Origin of the sequence: Flavobacterium sp. F52 (genome assembly GCF_000278705.1) — a bacterium.
Classification (GTDB): Bacteria; Bacteroidota; Bacteroidia; order Flavobacteriales; family Flavobacteriaceae; genus Flavobacterium; species Flavobacterium anhuiense.
On sequence record NZ_AKZQ01000024.1, the window covers coordinates 71,794 to 90,262 of the forward strand.

Below are 18,469 nucleotides of genomic sequence, written 5' to 3' on the forward strand. Positions count from 1 at the left end.
AGAACTCGATAACTGAATAAGATTACACAAGTTTCAATTTATACGTCACAAAAGACTGCGCTAAAAGTCCTGCTTTTGTATAATTAGAAACTCGAATTCTAGAATTTCCAATTTCGTAATAAGGCGTATTTTTTAGCTTTTTCAATAATTTTTTATAATAAACATAAGCCGTATAAACACCGAATTTGGCTTCAATAGGCAGTTTTACAATTCCCTGATAAGCAATTCTGAAATCTTCTTCAATTTCTTTAATGATTTGTGTTTTAGAGTCTTCTGTGAAATTATTCAGATTTACACCTGGGAAATAAGTTCGATTCAAGATGGTATTGTCATCTTTTAAATCTCTCAGGAAATTTACTTTCTGAAAAGCCGAACCTAAACGCATAGCTTCATTTTTCAATTGTTCGTATTTGTGCTCTTTTCCAGAAACAAAAACTTTCAAGCACATGAGTCCAACGACATCTGCAGAGCCGTAAATATAATCTATATATTCAGCTTGTGTTTGATAATTGGATTTGATCAAATCCATTTTCATGCTTTTTAAAAACGCCTGAACCAAATCATCAGTAATATTATATTCTTTTACAGTCTGCTGAAACGAATTTAAAATAGGATTTAAACTGATGCCTAATTGCATTGCTTTATAATATTCTTTTTCAAAATCTTCAATGAGATATTCTTTTTCATAATCATGAAAAGAATCTACAATTTCGTCAGCAAAACGAACAAATCCGTAAATACTGTAAATAGCATCACGAATGCTTGGCGAAAGCATTTTAACAGCAAGCGAAAAGGAGGTGCTGTAATTTTTGGTAACCAATTTGCTGCATTTGAAAGAAACGGCGTCAAATAGTGATTTCATTTTTTAAGATCTAAAAGATTTTTGAATTAATTCAGCTGCTAGTTTTCCTGAAATTAAAGCAGGCGGAACACCTGGACCAGGAACAGTTAACTGTCCTGTAAAATATAGATTCTTGACTTTTTTGCTTTTTAATTTTGGTCTTAGAAAAGCAGTTTGTAATAGAGTATTGGCCATTCCGTAAGCATTTCCTTTATAAGCGTTATAGTCGTTTACAAAGTCATTTTTGCAGAATGATTTCTTAAAGATAATGTTATTTTTAATTTTTTGCTGGGTAAGTTCCTCAAAACGAGTAATTATTCTCTCAAAATATTCTTCCCGTAGTGCTTCGTTATCTTCAATTCCAGGTGCAAGTGGAATTAAAAAAAATCCAGATTCCATTCCGTCTGGCGCTGCAGTTTTATCTGTTTTTGATGGAAAGTTAGCGTAGAATAAAGGTTCTTCTGGCCACTTTGGCTGATCGTAAATATCTTCTGCATGCTGATTGAAATCGACATCAAAAAATAAAGCATGATGCGAAATGTTTTCTATTTTTTTATCGAAACCTACAAAAAATAGGAGTGAGGATGGAGCAAAAACTCTGTTTTCCCAATATTTTTCGGAATACATTCTGTGTTCCTTTTCGAGTAATGTTTCAGAATGATGATAATCAGCTCCGCTAAGAACAACATCAGATTTTATGACTTTACCATCAATGACGATTCCAGTCGCTGTTTTATTCTCAACGATTATTTTTTCAATTGATGAATTGGTTTGAATGGTAACGCCAAGTTCTAAAGCGAGTTTTTCGATTCCTCGAATAACATCAAACATTCCCGTTTTGGGGTGCCAAGTCCCTAAGCCGAAATCGGCATAATTCATAAAATTGTAAAACGAAGGCGTTTTACTCGGTTTTGCTCCAAGAAATAAAACGGGAAATTCGAGAATCTGAATTAATCTTTCATTTTTGAAAGTTTTTCGAATATCGGCGCTTACATTCTTGAAAAACTGATTCAGTTTTAATGCTGTTTCTTTTGTGATTAATTCAAGCGGAGAAATTCCCGGACGATAAACCAAATCCTTTATGGCAATGTCATAATTGCTTTTGGCTTGATCAATAAAATTTTGCAGCTTTTCGCCACTTCCTTTTTCTATGGTTTCAAAAGTGTATTTTATTTCTTCCAAATTATCATAGATGCTTATAAAATCATTGATTCCGAAATAAACCCTATAGGCTGGATTTAATTTTATGAGTTCGTAATAATCAGAAGGTTTTTTATTGAAATCCTGAAAAAAGCGTTCAAAGACATCTGGCATCCAATACCAGCTTGGTCCCATATCAAAAGTGAAACCGTTTGCTTTAAACTGTCTTGCGCGCCCGCCAATTGTACTGTTTTTTTCGTAAACAGTAACCTTGTTTCCTTGTTGGGCAAGGTAACAAGCGGCTGCTAAAGAGGAGAAGCCTGATCCTATTATTTGAATTGTTTTTCTCATTTGTTTAACAAATATAAGAAAAACTTAAACAAAAATAAATTAAAGCATGTTAATAGTTTCTTCCATAGAATCAAAAATTCGAATTCTGTCTGTGAGGATCGTCTGGTCTATATGTTCCACCATTTTACCCATAAGCCAGATTTCGTTGTTTTCCTGCAGTAGTTTTTGCCCCATAGATTTTACATATTGATTGATTACGCTTCTATCTGGTTGAACAGTCATGAAAGAAACAAATGTGATATTCTCAAAATGTTTTGTTAAGTCCTGTAAGTTTTCAATGGGCATACTTTCTCCGAGATAGATGGTTTTGTAACCTTTGTCAAGGATTTCATATTGCAGATATAACAATCCAATTTGATGGATTTCGTTTAGCGGAAGCGATAAAACAAAAATTCGATCAGTTTTGGTTGGTTTTCTAATCTGTAGGCTTTCTGTGTAAATCAATATTTTCTGCTTAATTAAATGACTCATAAAATGTTCATTAGCAGGAGTAATGGTTTCAGATTGCCATAATAATCCCAGCTCTTTTAAAAGAGGTAAAAAATGTTCTTTAAAAACTTCTTTAAACGTTTTCTCTGTAATAAGCCAATCGAATGTGTTGAAGAATAATTCTTGGTCGAAGTTCATCATTGCCATTTTAAAAGAAGTAATGGCGTAGTTTTGAGAATTTTTCTTTGAAATTATTTCGCGTACCAATTGTGGTATCTTCTCTTCAGGGTATGTAGCGATTTTGGAAATCTTATACCCGTATTCGTGCAGCAACGTAATGTTCAAAAGTTTCTGCAAGTTATGAAGATTGTAAAATCTGATATTAGTATCAGTTCGCATAGGTTCAAGGATATTGTATCTCTTTTCCCAGATGCGTATGGTATGCGCTTTTATTCCAGATAAGTTCTCAAGATCTTTAATGCTGAAAACAGTTTTTATATTGTTTATCATTTTTTGCGATTAAGTCAACAAATGTAAAATAAAATCTTAGATTGGGGCTTAAAACTACATTAAAAAGATAGAGAATTAGAGGTTTACGTATTTAAAATATATTTTTTACCTAAAATCAGGTATATAATTCTTAAGAAATATATTACTTTGGTAAAAAAGAAAGGTCTGCATGTTTTTAATATGCAGACCTTTCTTTGAGATTTTGAGTTTCGTTATTTGCAAAAAGTGGCTTTATTTTTTATAGCGCTTTGGCTTCCAAGTTCAATTGCTTTAGTAAAATCTTTGCAAGAGTTTTTTTTATCTCCAATTTTGTTGTAGGCTAAACCTCTTAAGTTGTAAGCTATATAATCTTTTGGGTTTAAGCCTAAGGAAGAGGTGCAATCCTCAATAGTGCCTTGATAATTCTGTAGTTTGTAGTTGACATTGGCTCTGCCTGTAAAAGCGTCAGCATTCATGCTGTCCAGTTCGATTGTTTTGCTAAAGTCGGCTTGAGCTCCTTTTAAGTCGTTTAGCTTGAATTTTGCGACACCGCGATTCTGATAAGCTTCAACGAATTTAGAATTCATGCTAATGGCTTTTGTGTAATCGGCGATTGCGCCTTTGGTGTTGCCGGCTTCGGCTTTTTTCATGGCTTTGTCAAAATAGCCCGTTGCAGATTGTGCCCAGATAGAGCAAGTCATCATTATAAATGATGCTAATAGTAGGTTTTTCATAAAACTAATTTGGGATTAGTGATTTAATTATTTCTCAACGAATTTAAGAAAGTTTTTATGTTGTAAGAGGATTTTCTTTTTAAATAATGTTAGTAAATAAAAGAAATATTAAGGAAAGTTAAAGAGGAATAAAGTGGTTCTCTTAGTTTTGAAATTTCTTTAAAAAGAAAAAGGCCAAGTAAAATAATTACTTGACCTTTTGTGACCCGACTGGGGCTCGAACCCAGGACCCCATCATTAAAAGTGATGTGCTCTACCGACTGAGCTATCGAGTCGTCATTTCTTCAATGAGGGTGCAAATATAAGGACTTATTTTAGCTTATTGGCTGTTTTTTGAAACGAATTTTAAATTAATTTCAATAAAAAATGTAAAACATTATTTTACAGTAAAATAGCTTTTTCTGTAGTGACCATGGAGGGATTTGAACCCTCACGCCCTTGCGAGCACCACCCCCTCAAGATGGCGAGTCTACCGTTTCTCCACATGGCCTAAAAAGAAAAAAGGTCGAGTAAAATAAATTACCCGACCTTTGTGACCCGACTGGGGCTCGAACCCAGGACCCCATCATTAAAAGTGATGTGCTCTACCGACTGAGCTATCGAGTCATTACTTTCAAGAAATTTAATTTGTTAATCACAAAATTTGTGACCCGACTGGGGCTCGAACCCAGGACCCCATCATTAAAAGTGATGTGCTCTACCGACTGAGCTATCGAGTCATTTAATTTCTTGAATGCGGGTGCAAATATAAGGAGTTTTTTTTGAAGTTTCCAAGCTATTTTATCATAAATTTGTCTTTTTTTTGGAAAAATCTCCAATTGCTTAGTTTATAAGGTTTTATTAATATGAAAAAAATTGTACTGTTAGGTTACATGGGTTGCGGAAAGTCAACAATCGCCCAAAATTTGTCAAAAATTACAAATATTCCGTTCTTGGATTTGGATAAATGCATCGAAGAAAGAGCAAATTTATCCATAAATGAGATTTTTGAGAAGCATGGTGAAGTCTATTTTCGAAAACTTGAACATGAAATGTTTGTTGAATTGCTGCAATCTTCTGAAAATAATATTATAGGACTAGGAGGAGGAACTCCATGTTATGCCAATAATCATGAATTGTTAAAAGGGGAAGGTGTTACCTCTATATATTTAAAGGCATCAATTGATACCTTATATAATAGATTGGTGCATAATAAAAGCAAACGTCCTTTAATTGCTAATATGAATGAAGAAGAAATGAAAGAGTTCATCGCGAAACATTTATTCGACAGAAGTTTCTACTACAATCAGGCAAAACATAAGGTTTCGGTAGATAATAAATCTGTCGGAGAAACGGTTCAAGATATTTTAGAAATCTTAGCTTAGGGAAGCATAATCGCCGTTTTCTGAATTGAAAACTACTTGAACATGCTCTAATAAAGATGTTGAAAGTGAAATTCCTTTAAAGTCGGCCTTTACAGGATATTTTTTGTGGTTTCGGTCAACAAGTACTGCTGTTTTGAATTTTTTAAGCGGAACGTCTAAGAAATGACGAACAGCATATATTAATGTAGTGCCTGAATTTAGTACATCGTCAACCAAAACAAGTCCTTTGTTTTTGTATTCTTTAGGGCTTAATGAAGTTTGTATAGCTTCTTGCGGATTTTGTTTGTTTACTTTTACTTCGCAGATAGAAACCTTTAAGGTAGAAATGCTGCTAAGTGCCGAAGCAATTTTTTCGGCAAAAACAAATCCGTTAGAAGCAATTCCTGCAATAACAACTTCTTCTTCGTCAACAAAAGTCTCGTAAATTTGATAAGCGATACGTTTTATTTTATGTTCGATTTCCTGATGGGTTAGGATAATATTGCTGCTCATGGTGTTTTTTTTGCTAAGGTAAATAATTTTAAACTCCAATTTTAAAAATTCCAAATTCCAAACTTTGTGAAGCAAGAATGAAATTGTGAAATTCAAATTTATCGTATTTGGAATCTGGGATTTGAAATTTAATTTTCATCATGGTCTTCCTCGTCATCGTAAAATTCGTCTCCGTAGTCGTCAATGTCTCTTCTGTCCTTTTTAGTTGGACGACCTGCACCTGTTCTTCTAGAATGCTCTTTCGATAATTTTAGCATCTCCAAATGTGCAAAAGCTTCTGGTGGAGTTTCGTTTTTTTGATATAAATCAACCAATTTTGCTCCTACACGATTTTGCGGAATATCTAAAACTGTTATAATCTGTGTAATTTGATCTTTTCTAAACGTAATTCGGTCTGTAGGAAAAACTTCTTTTGAAGGTTTTGCAATCTGCCCATTTACAGTGATCTGATTCTTTTTGCAAGCTTCAGTAACCATGTTTCTGGTCTTGTAATAACGAACGCACCACAAGTATTTATCTATTCTCATAATTTTTCTAAAATCCAAGTTAAATTCTTTACAAAAATAAATCAATATTGTATCTTGCGCACCTAAAAAAATGATAATAATGAATAAATTTAAATATTATTTTGTTTTGTTACTTGCTGGTCTTGCTATCGTTTCTTGTAATAAAAGTGATGATGATGAGATAGAGGTTGTTCCTTTAAGAGATTATGCCGAGCAATATAAAGCAGATAATGATTCGATTGTAAAATATTTAAAGACAAATTATATTGAAGAGGTTACGGCAGATTTTGATATTAAAATATCAAAAATTCCAGCTGGCGGAACACAGACTTCTATTTGGGATCAGACAACTTATCCATTAGAATATAGAGATGTTTATAACCATGATGTTACCTACAGAGTTTATTATTTGACTTTGAGAAAAGGTGTTGGTGATGCCCCATGTAATTTTGATGAGGTTACGGTTTCTTACACAGGATCGCTTTTAAATGGTACTCAGTTTGATACATCTTACGGATTGGCCCGTAATTTCAATTTGAATGTCTATGCTACAAATGGAGTCATAGATGGTTGGGGAGAGATCATGCCGAAATTTAAGGTAGGAACTCGTAATCCAGCGGGTGATGATGGAACTATTACATATAATGACTATGGGGCAGGGGTGATGTTTTTACCTTCTGGATTAGGTTATTATGGAAATCCTAATGAAGATATTCCAGTATATTCACCTTTGGTGTTTAGTTTTAAATTATTTGCTTTAAAACGATCTGATCTTGAATATAGTGCTTCTGCACAAGCAACTGTAGGAGATGGTGTTCCAACTTATTTGGAGGATATTAATGGTGATGGCTATGTGTATAATCACGGGGATACGGCAAGATATCCTAATATGCCAAAAGAATTAATAGATGATACTGATGGGGATGGAATTCCTGATTTTTTAGATTTTGATGATGATGGTGATGGATATACAACTAGATTTGAAATTGAGAAACCAGCAGGCGCTCCAGTAACTGGTGTTGGTTTATACTATCCTTATGATCCAATAGGTGATAATCCTGATACTCCAAACATAGATGAAAGTGAATTGTGGGGTATTCCGAGAAGACCAACGGGAGAGCTTACTGATCCTACGAAACCGGAGTCAATTACAAATCCTCGAAAATTTGTTCCAGAAGATTATACAACACAAGGACGATTAAGGATTCATCTTGATAAAACGTATCCTTATCAAAAAAATTAAAAAAAAATACAAAATATTGAAGCCTTGGAATTTACATTTCAAGGCTTTTTTTATAAATAATTTGCCCTAAATGAATATTTGCTAAGTGGACAAAAAAATGCTGGACAATAGTTTATAAAGCTTTATTTTAATAAAAGGCAATAAAAAAACCTCGAAATGTGAATTTCGAGGTTTTTTTATAAGTAGAAAGTTTAAAATTACTTTCTTTTAATTACTCTTTCTACAGCTTCAACAATGGCTTGATTGTTTAATTTGTATTTTTCCATTAATTGCTCTGGAGTTCCAGATTCTCCAAAACTATCTTGTACTGCTACAAATTCTTGTGGAGTTGGATTGTTTAATGCTAATACTCCTGAAACGCTTTCTCCAAGACCTCCAAGGTAGTTGTGCTCTTCTGCAGTAACTACGCATCTCGTTTTAGCAACTGATTTAAGAATTGCTTCTTTGTCAAGAGGCTTGATAGTGTGGATGTTGATTACTTCAGCAGAAATTCCTTTTTCTTCTAATTTTTCAGCTGCGATAAGGGCTTCCCAAACTAGGTGTCCTGTTGCGATAATTGTTACATCAGTTCCTTCGTTTAAAAGAATAGCTTTTCCGATTACGAATGGTTCGTCAGCAGGAGTAAAGTTAGGTACAACTGGACGTCCGAAACGTAGGTATGCAGGGCCGTGGTGGTCTGCTAGTGCAATAGTTGCTGCTTTAGTTTGGTTGTAATCGCAAGTGTTTATTACAGTCATGCCAGGCAACATTTTCATTAAACCGATATCTTCTAAGATTTGGTGTGTAGCTCCGTCTTCTCCTAAAGTTAAACCTGCGTGAGAAGCGCAGATTTTTACATTTTTGTCTGAGTAAGCCACAGATTGACGAATTTGATCGTAAACTCTTCCTGTAGAGAAGTTAGCAAAAGTTCCTGTGAATGGAATTTTTCCTCCAATCGTTAAGCCTGCAGCGATTCCAATCATATTTGCTTCTGCGATTCCGATTTGGAAAAAGCGCTCTGGGTGATTTTTTTTGAATTCATCAAATTTTAATGATCCAATTAAGTCAGCACATAATGCTACAACATTCTCGTTTTTTTGACCTAATTCAGTCATTCCCGCTCCAAAACCAGAACGAGTATCTTTGCTTCCTGTATTTTCGTATTTTTTCATTTTATTTTTTGCTGTATGCAATAGGCAGTAGGCAATAAGCGTGGAGCTTATGGCTTAAAGCTTAAAGCTGTTTTAGTAATCAACTTGATCTTTAGAGTAGTTTTGAGCTAATGCATTTTTTAATTGCTCGTCATTTGGAGCTTTACCGTGCCAAGCGTGCGTGTGCATCATGAAATCAACACCATTACCCATTTCTGTATGCAATAAAATACAAACTGGTTTTCCTTTTCCTGTTCTTGATTTAGCATCAGTTAAACCAGCGATGATAGCATCAATATTGTTTCCTTCTGTGATTTCTAAAACATCCCAGTCAAAAGCTTCAAATTTTGCGCGAAGGCTTCCCATTGCCAAAACTTCGTCAGTTGTTCCGTCAATTTGTTTTCCGTTAACGTCAATTGTAGCAATAATGTTGTCTACTTTTTTAGCAGAAGCATACATGATAGCTTCCCAGTTTTGACCTTCTTGCAATTCTCCGTCTCCGTGTAAAGTGTAAACTAAATGATTGTCTTTGTTTAATTTTTTTGCTTGAGCTGCTCCCAAAGCTACAGATAAACCTTGTCCTAATGAACCAGAAGCCATTCGAACTCCAGGTAAACCTTCATGAGTTGTTGGGTGTCCTTGTAAACGAGAGTTTAATAATCTAAAAGTAGCAAGCTCTGAAATTGGAAAGTAACCGCTGCGCGCTAAAACGCTATAGAATACTGGGGAAATATGACCATTTGAAAGGAAAAAGATGTCTTCTCCAATTCCGTCCATATCAAAACCTTCTTTGCGGTCCATTATATTTTGATATAATGTTACCAAAAATTCAGTACAACCTAAAGAACCACCTGGGTGTCCAGAGTTTACAGCATGTACCATTCTAAGAATATCTCTTCTTACTTGGATCGTTAAATCGCTTAATTGTTGTGTGTTAGGCTTCATTTTATATGTAAAAGTTAAACTGGAGCAAAAGTAATCGTTATTTTGCGGGGAGACAAATGATTTTTTGCTTTAGTTGTATAGCAATTGTTAAATTTTACTATTTTTTTTACATTATGAAAATAAATGTAACGAATGTTTTGCTTTTAATTCTTTATAAGAGTGTGTCCACATTTTTAAAAGAGAAACAATAAAAAAGCCTTGCATTTCTGCAAGACTTTTGTAATGGGTATAATAAAAAAGATGTAGTTATTCAGTATCTCCTTCGCTGTAATAATTATTTTCTTCGTCTTCTGAACCAAGGTCTTCTTGCTTGTCATCAAGTTCAGAGCCTGGAACATCAAGATCATTTCCGATTTTATCACTATTTTGTTTCCATTCGTGATTGGCATTATTGATTATTCTTTCTCCAGAGATATCTTGAGGGTCAATATCTTCTAATCTTTCTTCTTGATTGTAAATATCTTCATTTGCATCATAATTCATGTTTTCAAGGTTTCTTTCAATTTGATCATCCTTGATTTGGTCTAGTTTCTCATCTGCGTTTATCATGATTCTAAAGTTTTTTAGTTGAATATTAAAATTATGAAAAGAATCGGTGAAACTGTTACATTTTAATAATCTGATCCTTGTACTTTTTACATTCGTTGGCTAAGTTTTTTGAAACCCGTTTGCGTTAGGGATAGCAGCGGCATCTCCCAAGGCTTTTTAGCCGTAGTTTTTTTTTAATGGGGAATATAGAGGATAGCCCAACCTTTAGAACGCCCAAATGAAGTAAATTGCAAATGTGAAAATCAAAATCCTAAAACGTAGAATCTGAAATTAAGAAAATATTAGCTAATTTTCTAATTGACAAATTTTCCAATTCATAAATTTTCCCTGAAATTAAACTATCTTTGCGCTCTGAAAAAAGAAACAGATGAAGTTTGATTTATTACAAAAAGATCCGCAGTCTAAAGCAAGAGCGGGAAGTATTACTACTGATCATGGCGTAATTGAAACGCCTATTTTTATGCCTGTTGGAACTGTTGCTTCTGTAAAAGGAGTACATCAGCGCGAGCTTAAAGAAGAGATTAATCCAGATATTATTCTGGGAAACACCTATCATTTATATCTGCGTCCTCAGACAGAAATTCTTGAAAAAGCTGGCGGATTGCATAAGTTCATGAATTGGGATCGTAATATTTTGACTGATTCTGGAGGATATCAGGTATATTCTCTTTCTTCAAATAGAAAAATTAAAGAGGAAGGGGTAAAGTTTAAATCGCATATTGATGGTTCTTACCACTTTTTTACGCCAGAGAATGTAATGGAAATTCAGCGTACAATTGGTGCAGATATTATCATGGCCTTTGATGAGTGTACACCTTATCCTTGCGATTATCGTTATGCGCAACGTTCTATGCATATGACCCATCGCTGGTTAGACAGATGTATCAACCATTTAGAAAAAGTTCCTTATAAATACGGTTACGAACAAACGTTTTTCCCGATTGTTCAAGGAAGTACTTATAAAGATCTTCGTCGCCAGTCGGCTGAATATATTGCAAATGCCGGTACGCAAGGAAATGCAATTGGCGGACTTTCTGTTGGTGAACCGGCTGAAGAAATGTATGCTATGACTGAAGTAGTTTGCGAAATTCTTCCAGAAGATAAACCACGTTATTTAATGGGTGTTGGAACTCCAATTAATATTTTAGAAAATATTGCATTAGGAATTGATATGTTCGACTGCGTTATGCCAACGCGTAACGCAAGAAACGGAATGTTGTTTACAGCAAACGGAACAATCAATATCAAAAACAAAAAATGGGAAGCTGATTTTTCTCCAATTGATGAGATGGGGCACACTTTTGTTGATACAGAATATACAAAAGCATATTTGAGACACTTGTTTGCTGCTAATGAATATTTAGGAAAGCAAATTGCAACGATTCATAATCTTGGTTTCTACATGTGGTTGGTTCGTGAAGCTAGAAAACATATCTTAGCAGGCGATTTTAGACCATGGAAAGAAATGATGGTTAAAAATATGAGCCAAAGACTTTAAAAGAGTTTTAAGTTTCAGGTCTCAAGTTTCAAGTTCTCTGCAGAGCGTGAAACTTGAAACTTGGAACCAAACAAACAAATAGATATGCTTTCAATAATAGATAAATACATTTTAAAAAGATACCTCGGAACTTTTTCTGTGATGCTTCTTTTATTTGCGCCAATCGGAATCGTAATTGACGTTTCGGAAAAGGTAAATAAAATGCTTGAAAACAAGATTCCGTTTGGAGATATTGCTTTCTATTATTACAATTTTACGATTTACTTTATTAACTCACTATTTCCGATATTCTTGTTCTTATCGGTAATTTGGTTCACATCCAAATTGGCGAATAATACAGAGATTATTGCTATTTTGAGTTCTGGAATTTCATTTACACGTTTCCTGCGTCCTTATATTATAGGGGCAACAATTGTGTCGATTTTCGTATTGCTAATGGGATTTTTTATTGTTCCTGCAGCCAGTGAAGGTTACAATAATTTTAGGTATACATATCTTAAAGGAAACGGAAAAGAACTCATGCGTGGTGAAAACACCAATGTTTTCAGACAGATTAACGATCATGATTTTATATTTGTAAATAGCTTTAATGAAGAATCAAAAACAGCTTTCAATTTTTCGTTAGAACATTTCGAAAAAGAAAAACTGACATATAAAATTACTGCAAGCCGTATTAAATGGGATCCTAAAAAGAAGATTTATGTTTTATACGATTATACAAAAAGGACTATCGGAGATTTAAATGATGTAATTGAAAAATCTCCCGAAAAAAATGTTGCCTTCAAATTTGAATTATCAGATTTAACGCCCGTAGTCTATATTGCTGAAACGCTGACTTTGGGTAAATTAATTGATTTTATTGAAAAAGAAAGAAAGAGAGGTTCTGGAAATATTAATACCTATTTGGTTGTTCTTTATAAAAAATACAGTATCCCAGTTTCAGCATTCATTTTAACTATTATTGCAGTTTCGGTTTCTTCTATGAAACGTCGCGGTGGAATGGGAATGAACCTTGCCATCGGAATTGCAATTGCGTTTTCATTTGTATTCTTTGATAAAATCTTTGGTACACTTGCCGAAAAATCTACATTCTCACCTTTATTGGCTGTCTGGTTTCCGAATATTGTTTTTGGAATCTTAGCAGTTTACCTGTTACGTAATGCGAAACGATAATTTAAAAAGTTATTTAAATCTTCATTTAATTGTTTTTATCTGGGGTTTTACCGCCATTTTGGGCGCTTTAATTACTATTGATGCCGAAAATCTGGTTTGGTACAGAATGCTGATTGCGATGATTTTTTTGGGCGGATTTATTGCCTTTAAAAAACAGTCTTTCCAAGTTCCTGTGAAGGAATTTTTTAAATTGATTTTTGTCGGATTACTGATCGCTCTTCATTGGATTTTCTTTTTTAGGGCAATTCATGTTTCAAACGTTTCTATTACGCTTTCCATATTTTCATTAGGAGCATTTTTTGCTTCTTTATTGGAACCATTATTTTACGGAAGAAAGGTGCTTTGGTATGAAGTTCTTTTCGGACTTATCATAATTGCTGGTCTAGGATTGATTCTTCAAGTTGAGATAAAGTACCTTGAAGGCGTTTATTATGCCTTGGCCGCAATTATTTTAGGTGTTTTATTTACTTTAATGAATGGAAAATTGATTTCAGATCATGAACCTTCTGTAATTACTTTTTATGAGTTTGGTGCAGGAGTTTTCTTTATTACGATTTATTTTTTGTTTGAAGGAAAATTTAAAGCAGATTTCTTCGAAATGTCTTTAAATAACTGGGTCTTATTATTGATTTTAGCTTCAATATGTACAGCTTATGCTTTTACTGCTTCGGTAAAAGTGATGCAAAGATTGACGCCTTATACGGTAATGTTAACTACTAATTTAGAGCCAGTTTACGGAATAGTTTTGGCTTATTTCATATTAGGAGGAAAAGAAAAAATGAGTGTTGAGTTTTACATCGGCGCAGTAATAATTATTATAACAGTTATTCTAAACGGTGTTTTTAAGCACTATCAGAACAAGAAGGAAAACTTGTAATAGTTTCCTTATTTTTAAAATGCATTTTTATACTTTAAATAACAATTAACTTCGCCAATGATATAATATTTTTATATTTGCGGTTCGATTTACAAACAAAATTCAAAAATCCATGGAATATTTAGATTTTGAGCTTCCAATTAAAGAACTTGAAGAACAGTTAGAAAAGTGCGTTATTATTGGAAAAGAATCTGACGTTGACGTAACGCCAACGTGCAAGGAAATCAACAAGAAATTAGAGCAGACTAAGAAAGATATATACAAAAACCTTACGGCTTGGCAGAGGGTACAATTGTCAAGACACCCAAATAGACCTTATACTTTAGACTATATCAAAGCAATCTGTGGAGATACTTTCTTAGAACTTCATGGAGACAGAGGTTTTAAAGATGATAAAGCTATGGTTGGCGGTCTTGGTAAAATAAACGGACAATCGTTTATGATTATCGGTCAGCAAAAAGGGTTTAATACCAAAACACGTCAATACCGTAATTTTGGTATGGCTAATCCAGAAGGATACCGTAAAGCTTTACGTTTGATGAAAATGGCAGAGAAATTCGGAATTCCGGTTCTTACTTTAGTAGATACTCCGGGTGCATATCCAGGATTGGAAGCTGAAGAAAGAGGACAAGGAGAAGCTATTGCTAGAAATATATTCGAAATGGTTCGTCTGCAAGTGCCAATCATCACTATCATTGTTGGTGAAGGTGCTTCTGGTGGAGCTTTAGGAATTGGTGTCGGAGACCGTGTTTATATGTTAGAAAATACTTGGTACTCTGTAATTTCTCCAGAATCCTGCTCTTCTATTTTATGGAAAAGCTGGGAATACAAAGAGCGTGCAGCAGAAGCTTTAAAACTGACTTCTTCTGATATGAAAAAACAAAAACTTGTTGATGATGTGATTCCAGAGCCACTAGGCGGAGCACATTATGACAGAGAAACTACTTTTAAAACAGTTGCGGAATATATTACAAAAGGATATAACGAATTGAAAGACTTATCAACAGCTGATTTAATTGCCCAGAGAATGGACAAATACAGCAATATGGGCGAGTTTAAAGAGTAAATTCATAAAATAGAATTAAAAATCCGAAGCCCTGCGGTTTCGGATTTTTTTTTGGTTATCAACACAAAAAATATATTTATAAACAATAGAATAGTTATAACTCGTTAGCATATTTTTTTTAAATTTTGCTACTTTCGCTATATGGAAAATTTCAAAAATGTAAACCCTGTCAAGGTCGACAAAACTACTATTATCAATCTAGAAAAAGGTAAGCTTCCTCCTCAAGTAATTGACTTGGAAGAGGCTGTACTTGGTGCGATGATGATTGACAAAAAGGGGGTAGATGATGTAATTGATATTTTACAGCCAGACGCTTTTTATAAAGACGCACACAAACATATTTTTGAAGCAATTTTGCAGCTTTTTACAGAAACACAGCCTATCGATTTGCTGACAGTTTCTACGCAATTGAAGAAAAATGGTAAGTTAGAATTAGCCGGTGGAGATTTCTATCTGATTCAGCTTACGCAAAAAATTGCTTCTTCTGCGCACATCGAATTTCACTCGCGTATTATTCTTCAAAAATTTATTCAAAGAAGTTTGATTCGAATTTCATCTGAAATTATTGAAGAATCTTATGACGAAACCACAGACGTTTTCGATTTGCTGGATAAGGCAGAATCTAAATTGTATGAAGTAACGCAAGGGAATATTAAACGTAGTTCTGAAACGGCTCAGAGTTTAGTTCTTCAGGCGAAGAAGCGTATTGAAGAAATTGCGGGTAAAGAAGGTTTGAGTGGTGTGGCAACTGGATTTGAGAAACTAGATGAAGTAACTTCTGGATGGCAGCCTTCGGATTTGATTATTATTGCGGCTCGTCCTGGTATGGGTAAAACAGCTTTCGTCCTTTCAATGGCGAGAAACGTGAGTATTCAGTTCGGGCATGCGGTTGCGATTTTCTCTCTGGAGATGGCATCGGTTCAGTTAATTACAAGGCTTATTTCTTCTGAAACTGGACTTTCTTCAGAAAAACTAAGAACTGGTAAATTAGAAAAACACGAATGGGAACAGCTGAGTACTAAAGTAAAAGATTTAGAAAAAGCACCATTATTTATAGATGATACACCTTCGCTTTCGATATTCGATTTACGTGCAAAATGTCGTCGTTTGGCCTCGCAGCACGGAATTAAATTAATTATTATCGACTACTTGCAGCTGATGACTGCAGGTGGAAGCGGTAAAGGAGGCGGAAACCGTGAGCAGGAGATCTCAACAATTTCTCGAAACTTAAAGGCTTTGGCAAAAGAGTTGAACGTTCCGGTAATTGCACTTTCTCAGTTATCACGTGCCGTTGAAACCCGTGGATCTAGTAAACGACCTTTGCTTTCGGATCTTCGTGAATCTGGAGCGATCGAGCAAGATGCTGATATTGTATCGTTTATTTATCGTCCTGAATATTATAAAATTGAAGAATGGGATGACGATGAGGCATCTTCTACTCAAGGACAGGCTGAATTTATTATAGCCAAGCACCGTAACGGTGGATTGGAAAATATTCGTTTAAAATTTTTAGGACATTTGGGTAAATTTGATAACCTAGAAGAATTTACAGGAGGTTATGATGATTTACCTTCTAAAATGAATCATGATGATAATCCTTTCCTAACAAAAAATTTACCATCTGCTAATGAAGCTTTCGGAAGTAATTTAAATGATGACGATGACGATAGCGATGTTCCGTTTTAAAAAACAAAAAAGCCTTGTTTCTAAGGCTTTTTTTTATGTTTTGATGTTAATTTTTTAATAAAAATCAGTAGTTTAGCGAAACCAATTATAAACTATCAAGTTTTTTATTAACCAATTAACAAATTTAAATTATGAATGAAGAAACTTTTCCGGGACCTATCCAGATTCCGTTAGCAACTGCAAATGAGTGGGAAAGAAGATATCAGAATGATACCACAATCGAAGACTCTAAGAACAAAGTAAAAGCTTTTTTGATACCAAGAGAGAGTTTAGAAAAAGTTTTAAAACTTGAAACAGAAGCTGTTTGGGCTTATCTAGGCATAAACGATCAGAAAGAAAAAACATTGCTTTTTGTTGGTGCCGAATATGATAAAGAAACTGGTAAATGGGTTAATGTATACGGTACTGGAGATGGTGTAGAAGGTGGTGAAGGAGCAGAAGAGGTTGTATATGACGGTGCAAGACCAAGTCCTCCATATTAATTAATTGAATTTCAAGAATGGATGATTTTTTAATATATTCAAGTTATTTGATTTTATTGATTAATCTTGTTCTATATACATTTAGCTTTTTCCACAAGGAAAAAGCTAATGTTTTTTTTGTCTCTTATTTGGCCTTTTCAACTGTGTTGCAGTTTTCAATGGAATTGGTATACCATTTAGGGATGAGTAATTTATTTCTTGTAAATATTTTTTTTATAGGGCAAATGATTATTCTGGGGCTTTTTTATAATTCGCTATTTTATAATAAAGCTCAAAAAATATTCGTCAAGACCTCATTAATAATTGCTTTATTGATTTTATTAATCCAATTTGTAATAGATTCAAGTCAATTCTTAAAGTTTAATTTATTTGGAATTACTTTAACTTCTTTGCTCATTGTTGTTTTTGCATTACTTCATTTTTATAATATGCTTACAGAAAACAAAAAGTATTATTATATAAGTATGGGGATAGTTTTTTATTTGTTGGCTAGCACGGTCTTATTTTTAATTGGCAATCTTTCAACAGGATTAAGTGCTGACTTAAAATACTTGAGCTGGCAATTAAATGCTTTTTTATTAATAGTTTACTATTTGATTATTTTATTTGAATGGTTAAAAAGTTTTTCGAGAAAAAGTTTACAGAACTAGATTCTATTGTATAATATAAAATGAATAGATATGAATACAGGTCATATTCCTGAGAAAGAACTCGTAGCCATAATATTATACATCTCTTTGTTTTTTATAATTGTTGCAGTAGCATTGATTATATTCTTTTACTTTTCTAGGAAAAAAATCATTCAGAAAGAATTAGAAAAAATAGATTTAATACTTCGATATCAAAAGGAACAACTACACGCTATAATTGTAACCCAAGAGGAAGAACGTAAAAGGATTGCGCAGGATCTTCATGACGATATTAGTTCAAAATTGAACATTGTTTCCTTAAACAGCCATTTGCTTACAGCGCCAAACTTAACTGAAGCTGAAACTGCAGAAATTACAGAAAATATAATCGCTTTGACAACAAAGGCATTAGATAATTCTAGAAAGATTGCACATAATTTGTTGCCGCCTGTTTTTGAAAAATTTGGTTTACATGCTGGCATAGAAGAGCTATGTGAAGAGTTTGAAAGCAGTAAATCGGTTAAAACACATTATAAAAACGAAATTGATTTTGATGAGAAAGATATAGACAGGCATCTGCATGTTTTTAGAATTCTACAAGAGCTTATGAATAATTCTATACGCCACGGAAAAGCTTCAGAAATATGGATTTCGTTTGCTAATGTTAACGGAATAAATACTTGCAACTACAAAGATAATGGTGTTGGTTTTGATAGTTCAAATGCTGAAAACCAGAAAGGTCTAGGAATGAAAAATATAGATAGCCGCATATCGTTTTTGGAAGGAACAATAGAAATTAACTCTGAAATTAATAATGGTATTGTTGTAAATTTTACTTTTTAGCT

Annotated in this window: 19 protein-coding genes and 4 tRNA genes; 10 read left to right on the forward strand and 13 right to left on the reverse strand. The window is 33.8% G+C overall.

All coding sequences use genetic code 11. The features are described 5' to 3' along the window. Positions 1–22: 22 nt before the first annotated feature. The 8 genes from FF52_RS09330 to FF52_RS09365 all read right to left on the reverse strand — a co-directional run bounded on the left by FF52_RS09330 (position 23) and on the right by FF52_RS09365 (position 4,703). A complete protein-coding gene (locus FF52_RS09330) occupies positions 23–862 on the reverse strand; it encodes a phytoene/squalene synthase family protein (RefSeq protein WP_008464902.1) in 840 nt (279 codons plus the stop codon). A gap of 3 nt (positions 863–865) precedes the next feature. Next, entirely contained in the window at positions 866–2,332 is a 1,467-nt protein-coding gene (locus tag FF52_RS09335) for a phytoene desaturase family protein (protein WP_008464904.1), read from the reverse strand. A gap of 39 nt (positions 2,333–2,371) precedes the next feature. Then, a complete protein-coding gene (locus FF52_RS09340; RefSeq protein ID WP_008464906.1) occupies positions 2,372–3,271 on the reverse strand; it encodes a MerR family transcriptional regulator in 900 nt (299 codons plus the stop codon). A gap of 212 nt (positions 3,272–3,483) precedes the next feature. Then, positions 3,484–3,984, reverse strand: a complete 501-nt coding sequence (locus tag FF52_RS09345; RefSeq protein WP_119792711.1) for a tetratricopeptide repeat protein — start codon at positions 3,982–3,984, stop codon at positions 3,484–3,486. Positions 3,985–4,186: 202 nt separating this feature from the next. Beyond that, positions 4,187–4,259, reverse strand: a tRNA-Lys gene (locus FF52_RS09350). Between the two features lie 132 nt (positions 4,260–4,391). Further along, a tRNA-Leu gene (locus tag FF52_RS09355) sits at positions 4,392–4,474 on the reverse strand. Positions 4,475–4,517: 43 nt separating this feature from the next. Then, positions 4,518–4,590, reverse strand: a tRNA-Lys gene (locus FF52_RS09360). A 40-nt stretch (positions 4,591–4,630) separates the two neighbouring features. Continuing rightward, positions 4,631–4,703, reverse strand: a tRNA-Lys gene (locus FF52_RS09365). Positions 4,704–4,829: 126 nt separating this feature from the next. On the opposite strand from FF52_RS09365, the gene FF52_RS09370 reads away from it, so the two are divergent. Continuing rightward, the gene (locus tag FF52_RS09370; RefSeq protein ID WP_035691277.1) at positions 4,830–5,348 is read left to right on the forward strand and encodes a shikimate kinase; all 519 of its coding nucleotides are present in this window, start codon (positions 4,830–4,832) and stop codon (positions 5,346–5,348) included. Here the strand turns inward: FF52_RS09370 and FF52_RS09375 are convergent. Then, entirely contained in the window at positions 5,340–5,840 is a 501-nt protein-coding gene (locus FF52_RS09375) for a phosphoribosyltransferase domain-containing protein (protein ID WP_008464909.1), read from the reverse strand. The genes FF52_RS09370 and FF52_RS09375 overlap by 9 nt on opposite strands. A 128-nt stretch (positions 5,841–5,968) precedes the next feature. Beyond that, positions 5,969–6,367, reverse strand: coding sequence for an RNA-binding S4 domain-containing protein (locus FF52_RS09380; RefSeq protein ID WP_008464910.1), 399 nt, complete (start codon positions 6,365–6,367; stop codon positions 5,969–5,971). 70 nt (positions 6,368–6,437) lie between these two features. Here FF52_RS09380 and FF52_RS09385 point away from each other — a divergent pair, with 70 nt between their 5' ends. Then, positions 6,438–7,589, forward strand: coding sequence for an FKBP-type peptidyl-prolyl cis-trans isomerase (locus FF52_RS09385; protein WP_237718546.1), 1,152 nt, complete (start codon positions 6,438–6,440; stop codon positions 7,587–7,589). A 197-nt stretch (positions 7,590–7,786) separates the two neighbouring features. On the opposite strand, the gene FF52_RS09390 is transcribed toward FF52_RS09385, so the two are convergent. The 3 genes from FF52_RS09390 to FF52_RS09400 all read right to left on the reverse strand — a co-directional run bounded on the left by FF52_RS09390 (position 7,787) and on the right by FF52_RS09400 (position 10,213). Beyond that, positions 7,787–8,740, reverse strand: a complete 954-nt coding sequence (locus tag FF52_RS09390; RefSeq protein WP_008464912.1) for a transketolase family protein — start codon at positions 8,738–8,740, stop codon at positions 7,787–7,789. A gap of 72 nt (positions 8,741–8,812) precedes the next feature. After that, on the reverse strand, positions 8,813–9,664 hold the full coding sequence (locus FF52_RS09395) for a transketolase (protein WP_008464913.1): 852 nt from the start codon (positions 9,662–9,664) through the stop codon (positions 8,813–8,815). Positions 9,665–9,910: 246 nt separating this feature from the next. Next, entirely contained in the window at positions 9,911–10,213 is a 303-nt protein-coding gene (locus tag FF52_RS09400; protein WP_008464914.1) for a hypothetical protein, read from the reverse strand. 367 nt (positions 10,214–10,580) lie between these two features. Here FF52_RS09400 and tgt point away from each other — a divergent pair, with 367 nt between their 5' ends. The 8 genes from tgt (at position 10,581) to FF52_RS09440 (ending at position 18,467) form a co-directional block, all read left to right on the forward strand. Beyond that, positions 10,581–11,711: a tRNA guanosine(34) transglycosylase Tgt gene (gene tgt / locus FF52_RS09405; protein WP_008464917.1), complete on the forward strand. Its 1,131-nt coding sequence runs from the start codon at positions 10,581–10,583 to the stop codon at positions 11,709–11,711. A gap of 84 nt (positions 11,712–11,795) precedes the next feature. Then, complete coding sequence (locus tag FF52_RS09410) at positions 11,796–12,884, forward strand: LptF/LptG family permease (RefSeq protein WP_008464919.1); 1,089 nt, start codon at positions 11,796–11,798, stop codon at positions 12,882–12,884. Next, positions 12,871–13,761: a DMT family transporter gene (locus tag FF52_RS09415; RefSeq protein ID WP_008464921.1), complete on the forward strand. Its 891-nt coding sequence runs from the start codon at positions 12,871–12,873 to the stop codon at positions 13,759–13,761. Before FF52_RS09410 ends, FF52_RS09415 begins: the two co-directional genes overlap by 14 nt. 112 nt (positions 13,762–13,873) lie before the next feature. After that, positions 13,874–14,827: an acetyl-CoA carboxylase carboxyltransferase subunit alpha gene (locus FF52_RS09420; protein WP_008464922.1), complete on the forward strand. Its 954-nt coding sequence runs from the start codon at positions 13,874–13,876 to the stop codon at positions 14,825–14,827. 141 nt (positions 14,828–14,968) lie between these two features. Next, positions 14,969–16,513, forward strand: coding sequence for a replicative DNA helicase (gene dnaB / locus FF52_RS09425; RefSeq protein ID WP_008464924.1), 1,545 nt, complete (start codon positions 14,969–14,971; stop codon positions 16,511–16,513). 131 nt (positions 16,514–16,644) lie between these two features. Beyond that, positions 16,645–16,995 carry a hypothetical protein gene (locus FF52_RS09430; RefSeq protein WP_008464926.1) on the forward strand — a complete coding sequence of 117 codons (351 nt, stop codon included), beginning with the start codon at positions 16,645–16,647 and terminating at the stop codon, positions 16,993–16,995. Between the two features lie 17 nt (positions 16,996–17,012). Next, positions 17,013–17,645, forward strand: coding sequence for a hypothetical protein (locus tag FF52_RS09435; RefSeq protein ID WP_008464928.1), 633 nt, complete (start codon positions 17,013–17,015; stop codon positions 17,643–17,645). Between the two features lie 30 nt (positions 17,646–17,675). Beyond that, positions 17,676–18,467 (forward strand): sensor histidine kinase, encoded by a 792-nt coding sequence (locus tag FF52_RS09440; protein ID WP_008464930.1) that lies wholly within the window; start codon positions 17,676–17,678, stop codon positions 18,465–18,467. Positions 18,468–18,469: the final 2 nt, after the last annotated feature.